The sequence below is a fragment of the Allobosea sp. 05T422_2 genome (assembly GCF_056396265.1).
This window is the reverse complement of record NZ_JBFTLD010000312.1, coordinates 1-7,162: the sequence shown is the minus strand read 5'-3', so window position 1 is coordinate 7,162 and position 7,162 is coordinate 1. Positions and strand designations below refer to the sequence as shown.

8 protein-coding genes are annotated in these 7,162 nt (G+C 65.5%); 5 read left to right on the top strand and 3 right to left on the bottom strand.

The window, feature by feature from the left end; translation table 11 throughout:
- The 5 genes from AC1DJT_RS32170 to AC1DJT_RS32150 all read left to right on the top strand — a co-directional run.
- Positions 1–540 (top strand): alanine racemase (locus AC1DJT_RS32170; RefSeq protein WP_476835660.1); only part of this gene is annotated, 540 nt, incomplete at its 5' end.
- A 6-nt stretch (positions 541–546) separates the two neighbouring features.
- Positions 547–1,944, top strand: coding sequence for a DNA repair protein RadA (gene radA / locus AC1DJT_RS32165; RefSeq protein WP_441491854.1), 1,398 nt, complete (start codon positions 547–549; stop codon positions 1,942–1,944).
- A gap of 107 nt (positions 1,945–2,051) precedes the next feature.
- Positions 2,052–2,735 carry a CvpA family protein gene (locus AC1DJT_RS32160; RefSeq protein WP_441505517.1) on the top strand — a complete coding sequence of 228 codons (684 nt, stop codon included), beginning with the start codon at positions 2,052–2,054 and terminating at the stop codon, positions 2,733–2,735.
- Positions 2,736–2,777: 42 nt separating this feature from the next.
- The gene (gene purF, locus AC1DJT_RS32155; protein ID WP_476835659.1) at positions 2,778–4,250 is read left to right on the top strand and encodes an amidophosphoribosyltransferase; all 1,473 of its coding nucleotides are present in this window, start codon (positions 2,778–2,780) and stop codon (positions 4,248–4,250) included.
- 12 nt (positions 4,251–4,262) lie between these two features.
- Positions 4,263–5,006 (top strand): SDR family NAD(P)-dependent oxidoreductase, encoded by a 744-nt coding sequence (locus AC1DJT_RS32150; RefSeq protein WP_441491857.1) that lies wholly within the window; start codon positions 4,263–4,265, stop codon positions 5,004–5,006.
- Positions 5,007–5,118: 112 nt separating this feature from the next.
- Here the strand turns inward: AC1DJT_RS32150 and AC1DJT_RS32145 are convergent, their stop codons facing one another.
- The 3 genes from AC1DJT_RS32145 to AC1DJT_RS32135 form a co-directional block, all read right to left on the bottom strand.
- Entirely contained in the window at positions 5,119–5,532 is a 414-nt protein-coding gene (locus AC1DJT_RS32145) for an NUDIX hydrolase (RefSeq protein ID WP_476770024.1), read from the bottom strand.
- A 17-nt stretch (positions 5,533–5,549) separates the two neighbouring features.
- A complete protein-coding gene (locus AC1DJT_RS32140; protein WP_441505514.1) occupies positions 5,550–6,647 on the bottom strand; it encodes an NAD(P)/FAD-dependent oxidoreductase in 1,098 nt (365 codons plus the stop codon).
- A partial coding sequence (locus tag AC1DJT_RS32135; protein WP_476835658.1) for a ribosome biogenesis GTPase Der occupies positions 6,644–7,162 on the bottom strand: 519 nt, incomplete at its 5' end. The genes AC1DJT_RS32140 and AC1DJT_RS32135, both read right to left, overlap by 4 nt.

Below are 7,162 nucleotides of genomic sequence, written 5' to 3'. Positions count from 1 at the left end.
CCCGGCATTCCCGCCTCGCTGAAGAACTCTTCGGGTCATTTCCTCAAGGATGTCCCATCCTATCAGCTCACCCGGCCGGGCTACGCACTCTATGGCGGCAACCCGACGCCGAACCAGCCGAACCCGATGCAGCCTGTCATCGGGCTGGAGGCACGCATTCTCCAACTGCGCGAGGTCCAGGCCGGCACGCAGGTGGGCTATAACGGCCGCTGGACCGCACCGGGGCCGCGCAAGCTCGCCACGATCTGCCTCGGCTATGCCGATGGCTACCCGCGCAATGCGAGCTGGACGGATAGCAGCACCGGCGGTTCGGCGATCGTTGGCGGCGTTACCTGCCCCTTCGTCGGCACGGTTTCGATGGACCTGATCATCATCGATGTCACGGATGCGCCTGCCGCTGCCGCCGTGCGGGGCGCGCCGGTGACGCTGATCGKCGGGCCGCTCGACATCGAGACGGTGGGCGCTGGAGCCAAGACCATCGGCTACGAGATCCTGACCGGGCTGGGCGGGCGCTATGCGCGCCGCTATGTCGGGCTCTAGTGCCGAATGGCGAAACGCGGTCCAACCTATACCTGCCAAGCCTGCGGCGCAGTCTATCATCGCTGGCAGGGCAAATGCGACGCCTGCGGCACATGGTCGTCGCTCAGCGAGGAAGCGCAGGCTGCGCCGGTGCCGGGCGGACGCGGCTCGTCGAACGGCCGCGCGCGGGGCCGTGTCTTTGCGCTCGAGACGCTCAAAGGCGAGACACAGGATGCTCCCCGCATTGTCGCCGGCATCGGTGAGCTCGACCGCGTCACCGGTGGCGGTTTCGTGCCCGGCTCTGTGCTGTTGATCGGCGGCGATCCCGGCATCGGCAAATCGACCCTGCTGATGCAGGCTTGTGCGGCGCTCGCCAATGGCGGCCATCGCGTCGTCTATGTCTCGGGCGAAGAATCGACCGGGCAGGTCCGCCTGCGGGCCGAACGCATGGGCCTCGCCGATGCGCCGGTCGACCTCGCTGCAGAAACCAATGTCGAGGACATCGTCGCCACCCTCAATCAGGGTCAGCGTCCGGCCCTCGTCGTGATCGATTCGATCCAGACCATGTGGTCGGGCGAGGTTGAAAGCGCGCCGGGCACAGTGACGCAGGTACGAGGCTCGGCCCAGGCATTGATCCGCTATGCCAAGACCAGCGGCGCCTGCCTGATCCTCGTAGGCCATGTCACTAAGGACGGTCAGATCGCCGGGCCGCGTGTGGTCGAGCATATGGTCGACGCCGTTCTCTCCTTCGAGGGCGAAGGCGCACATGCCTTCCGCGTCCTGCGCGGGCAGAAGAACCGCTTCGGAGCAACTGACGAGATCGGCGTCTTCGAGATGACCGGCAAGGGATTGTCGGAAGTCACCAATCCATCGGCCCTTTTCCTGGCGGGCCGGGATCAGGCCGCCCCTGGGGCCGCGGTCTTCGCCGGAGTTGAGGGCACGCGGCCGGTGCTGGTCGAGATCCAGGCGCTGGTCTCGCCGACCTCACTTGGCACGCCGCGGCGCGCTGTCGTCGGCTGGGAGAACAGCCGTCTCGCGATGGTGCTTGCCGTGCTCGAAACCCATGGCGGCCTAAGGCTCGGCCAGCATGATGTCTATCTCAACGTAGCCGGCGGCCTGCGGGTCAACGAGCCGGCCGCGGATCTGGCGGTTGCCGCCTCGCTGATCTCCTCGCTGACCGGAGCGATTCTGCCGGCCGAAGGCGTTTATTTTGGCGAGATCGCACTGTCGGGGGCGATTCGTCCGGTTTCCGTCACGGCTGCCCGCTTGCGCGAGGCTGCCAAGCTCGGCTTCGAGGCTGCACTCTTTCCCGCAGGTGGAGCAGATTTCGGCGATGGCAGCGGGCTGGGACTGCGCCGTTTCGGGCATGTTGCGGAGCTCGTCGCCGATATCGCGGCTCGCGCTCCTCGCAGGGATGTGAAATGAACCGCCCCCAAGGGTGACGGAACCCCTTCGAACGCGTATAGCAAAATCGTTGCGGCCAGCCCATTTCTTGCGGGCCACCCCTAGATGCTAGAGAAGCGGCTTCCTACATGCCTGTCACAATCCTCGATCTCGTCGTCATCGGCGTGGTTCTGATCTCGGCGTTGCTGGCCGCTGTGCGCGGGCTGACACGAGAAGTGTTGGCTATCGCGTCCTGGGCGACGGCAGCTGTGGTGGCTTGGGTGTTTCATCCCCAGCTCCTGCCGCTGGCGCAGCAACATATCCCGAACCAGACCATCGCGTTGGTCGCCGTGATCGCGGCCCTGTTCCTGGTAACCTTGATCATCGTGTCGCTCGTGACTGCCCGGATTTCCGATTTCGTCCTCGACTCGCGTATCGGCGCGCTCGACCGGACGCTCGGCTTTGTCTTCGGCGCCGCCCGCGGGCTGCTGCTGGCGGTGATCGGTTACGTGTTCTTCACCGCGCTGATGGGCGACAAGAATCTCCCGACCTGGGCAAAGGACGCCAAGGCCAAGCCGATCCTCGAAGAGACCGGCCGCTCGCTTTTGACGATGCTGCCGCAGGACATCAATTCTGACTTCGTCAAGAAGCTGCTGAAGCCCAAGACCGGCGAAGAGCCCGCCGAGGCGCCGGCCGAGGAGCCGCGCCCACCGGCGAGCCCGACCGCTGACCCGCAGCGCCGCACTGAAGTGCCGAACGCCAACGACCGCCAGGCGCTACAGCGTGCGATCGAAGGCACCCGCCCGGGAACGCCTGCCCAAACTCGTCCGTAATTGGAGCGTAACGCAGCCGTGTTACAGCGTATGGAGCCCGTAATGACGTCTCAACCCGAGACCCACGACGCCTTCGATCCCTATGCCGACCGGCTGCGCGAGGAATGCGGCGTCTTCGGCATCTTCGGTCATGCCGATGCCGCCGCGCTGACCGCGCTCGGCCTGCATGCTCTCCAGCATCGTGGCCAGGAAGCGGCTGGTATCGTGACCTTCGACGGCAGGCGCTTCCATTCGGAGCGGCGTCTCGGCCTTGTCGGCGATGCGTTTTCGGAAGCCTCGGTCATCGACAAGCTCCAGGGCGCGCAGGCGATCGGTCATGTGCGCTATTCGACGACGGGGGAAACGATCCTCCGAAACGTCCAGCCGCTCTTCGCCGAGCTGCATGGCGGCGGCTTTGCCGTTGCGCATAACGGCAACCTCACCAACGGCCTGACGCTGCGCCGCAACCTTGTCCGTGACGGTGCGATCTATCAGTCGACCTCCGATACGGAGGTGCTGCTCCATCTTGTCGCCCGCAGCCGCAAGACCCGCTTCATCGATCGTTTTGTCGATGCCATCCGCCAGATCGAGGGCGCTTATGCCTTCGTCGGCATCACCAACAAGAAGTTGATTGGCGCTCGCGATCCGTTGGGCATCCGCCCGCTCGTGCTCGGCGAGCTCGACGGGGCACCGATCCTGACCTCCGAGACCTGTGCGCTCGACATCATCGGCGCCAAGTTCGTCCGTGAGGTCGAGAACGGCGAAGTCGTCGTCATCTCCGAGGACGGCATCGAGAGCCACAAGCCCTTCCCGCCGGTTGCGGAACGCCCCTGCATCTTCGAGTATATCTACTTCGCCCGGCCGGACTCGATCGTGAAGGGCCAGAGCATCTATGAACGTCGCAAGCGCATGGGCGCGCAGCTGGCCTCGGAAGCGCCGGCAAATGCCGATGTGATCGTGCCCGTACCGGATTCGGGCGTGCCGGCGGCGCTGGGCTTTGCCCAGGCAAGCGGCGTTCCCTTCGAGCTCGGCATTATCCGCAACCATTATGTCGGGCGCACCTTCATCGAGCCGACCCAGAAGGTCCGCGAACTCGGCGTGCGGCTGAAGCATTCGGCCAACCGCAGCGTGGTCGAGGGCAAGAGTATCGTTCTGGTCGACGACTCGATCGTGCGCGGTACGACCTCGTTCAAGATCGTCAAGATGATGCGCGAGGCTGGAGCGCGCGAGGTGYATTTCCGCATCTCGTCGCCGCCGATCACCCATCCCGACTACTACGGCATCGACACGCCCGACCGCGAGAAGCTGCTGGCGGCAACGCATACCCTTGAGGAGATGCGCCAGTTCGTCGGCGCGGATTCGCTCGCCTTTCTCTCGGTCGACGGTCTTTACCGCGCCATGGGGCATGAACGGCGCGATCCCGCCCGGCCGCAATTCACCGACCATTGCTTCACCGGCGACTACCCGACCTCGCTGACCGACGTCATCGGCGAGAGCGCCAAGCAGGAATTGTCCCTCTTGGCCGAAGCCGGCTGATCACAAGAGTCTATGATGACCAAGCCTCTCGCAGGGCGCGTCGCGCTCGTCACTGGCGCGTCGCGCGGTATTGGCCGCGCCGCAGCCCTCGCCTTCGCCAATGCCGGCGCCCATGTCGTTGCTCTGGCGCGAACCTCCGGCGCGCTTGAAGAACTCGATGATGAGATTCAGGGCATTGGCGGCAGTGCGACGCTGGTTCCTGTCGACCTCGGCGATGCGGCTGCGATCGAGAAGCTTGGCCCCGCTCTGCTGCAGCGCTGGGGCAAACTCGACATCCTGCTCGCCAATGCCGGCATCCTCGGCCCCCTGACCCCGCTCACCCATGCCTCGCCGAAGGAATGGGCCAAGGTGTTCGAAACCAATGTCACGGCCAACTGGCGCCTGATCAAATCGGTCGAACCGGCCCTGCAGGCCTCGGATTCGGGCCGGGTCATCGTGATGTCGTCAGGTGCGGCGCATAAGTGCCTGGCCTATTGGGGCCCGTACTCGATCTCGAAGGCGGCCGTCGAGGCCATGGCGCGCACCTATGCAGCCGAGACCGTGACGACCCCGCTCAAGGTGATGATCGTCAACCCCGGCCCCCTGCGCACCCGCATGCGGGAAGAAGCGATGCCGGGCGAGGATCCGCTGACGCTGAAGACCCCGGAAGACCTCGCTCCGCATCTCGTACGCCTGGCCTCGCCCGATTGGGCGGAGACCGGCAAGATTTTCGATTTTCCGCAGGGCAAGGTACTGAGCCCGCAAATGCCGGCCTAAATTGGCGCGCGTCCTGGGGGGCGCAAAGTGGCGATCCCTCTCTTTAGGCAGCATCGGATTTTCCCCGAGAGGTGGATTCCACTTTTCGGTCTGATGCCCTGCTCGAGAGCAATCAGTCTCCCGCGCGCGGCGCCGCACGCGCCAGCGTGATCAGATCGGGGATGGTGAGGTTTGGCAGCGCCGCCATCTCGTCGAGCGTAAACCAGCGTATCTCGACATGCTCGTCGCAGAGGTTGACCGCGTCCCCGCCCGCCCAGGCATGCACGACGTAGATGTGGTGCAGCGCCTCGCCATTGCGCTCCGGAAAGCGCTCCGGCTCCGACAGCACCAGCTGATACCGTGTCGGGACAAGGCCAACTTCCTCACGGCATTCGCGCAGAAGCGCTTCCTGGAGGCCTTCCCCCGGTTCGACCCGGCCACCGATCGCATCCCAGTGATCGGCCCATGCGCGCTTCCAGGATGCCCTCAAGCCGAGCAGAACCTTGTTTTCCGGGCTGACGAACAGGGCGCTGACCGTCTCGAGCATCCGCCCCTCCATCTGGCCTACTCCGCCCGCAACCAGCGGAACAATGCGGCGTCGTCTCCGCTCTCCAGAGCAGTCGCGACCCGTCGACCGACMGCGGCGCCAAATTTGTAGCCATGCCCCGAACATGCGGAGACCGCGAGCGCCTTGCCAATCCGGCGCGCGAAGAATGTGCCATCCTCGGTGAAGGTATAGGCGCAGGTCGCGGTACGCTTGACGCGATACTCATCGAGCCGAGCGAGCGGCGGGGCAAAATAGTCGCGGATCTGCTCGCCCTCCCCGGGACGAGGCTCGCGCTCCTCGTCGGGCTCTCTCGGGCGGCGATGGATTCCTGCGCCCAGCTTCAGTTCGGTCCCGTCCACCGGCGGCAGGATGTAACCGTGTCTGTCGCCACCGACGCTGACCATGGCAGGCGCACGCTGCCAGGCGTCACGGAGATCCCCGGGCGGATCGAGATAGACGACCGCAGTGCGGTAGGTCTTCAGCGCATCGCCGAGTTCCGGGAACAGGCGCAGCACCCAGGCCCCAGCCGTCACCACGACCTGGTCGGCAGCAATCCGCGCCCCATCGTCAAGGATGGCGACGCCGGCATCCGGCTCCACGGCAGAAACACGCGCATTGGCCTGAATCGCGACGCCGCGTTCCGCCAGAAGTCGGAGCAGATCCGCCGCAATCCGTGCCGGAAAGAGAGCGCCGCCGTCGGCACTGAAATAGGCGTAGCGGAGGCTTGCCGCATCGAGAAAGGGCCAGCGCGTCGCGGCTTCGGCAGGCGCATGCAGCGTATAAGGCTGTGACGTCCGGTCGAGCCCGTCGCGATACTGCTCGCCCTCGTCGCCCTCCTGCAGCGAGACGCCGAGAACGCCGCAATTGGCGAGGTGGGACCGGCCGAGATCAGCCCACATCTCGTCCCATGCCGCGAAGGCCTCCGGGATGGTGCGGGCATAGCCATCGGCACTGCCATAGGCGCGACGGATGATGCGATGCTGGTCGCCCGAGGCGGCGTAGGGATTGGGAATCACCGGCGCCTGCTCGAGCAGCGTTACGTCATGGCCACGTCCGCTGAGAGCCCAGGCCGTCGCAAGGCCGCCAATGCCCGCGCCGACGACGGTGACCTTCACTTSCGCTTGTTGCGATCGTAGGGATTGTCACCGCCGCGCGTATGCAGGCGGATCGGTGTGCCCGGCAGCTCGAATGCCTCGCGCAGATTGTTGACGAGATAGCGCGTATAGGACACCGGCAAATGGTCGAGCTGGTTGCCGAACAGCGCGAAAGTCGGCGGGCGCGCCTTTGCCTGCGTCATATAGCGGATCTTGATGCGGCGTCCGGCGACGGCCGGAGGCGGGTGAGCCGAGAGCACGCCTTCGAGCCAGCGGTTGATCCGCGCCGTGGAGACGCGGCGATTCCAGACGTCATAGCTGGCGAAGACAGCCTGCATCAGCCGGTCGATACCCTCGCCCGCCAGACCTGACAGCGGAACGATCTGCACGCCGCGCACCTGCGCCAGCAAATGGTTCGCCTTCTCCTTGAGCTCGGCCAGCAGGCCTTGCTTGTCGGCAACGAGATCCCACTTGTTCAGCCCGATGACGACCGACCGGCCTTCGCGCTCGGTCAGGTCGACCAGCGTCAGGTCCTG

Bases quoted from the DNA above. Each gene is read 5' to 3' on its own strand.
- radA (WP_441491854.1), top strand. From the start codon at position 547: ATGGCGAAACGCGGTCCAACCTATACCTGCCAAGCCTGCGGCGCAGTC.
- AC1DJT_RS32160 (WP_441505517.1), top strand. From the start codon at position 2,052: ATGCCTGTCACAATCCTCGATCTCGTCGTCATCGGCGTGGTTCTGATC.
- AC1DJT_RS32150 (WP_441491857.1), top strand. From the start codon at position 4,263: ATGATGACCAAGCCTCTCGCAGGGCGCGTCGCGCTCGTCACTGGCGCG.
- AC1DJT_RS32145 (WP_476770024.1), bottom strand. From the start codon at position 5,532: ATGCTCGAGACGGTCAGCGCCCTGTTCGTCAGCCCGGAAAACAAGGTT.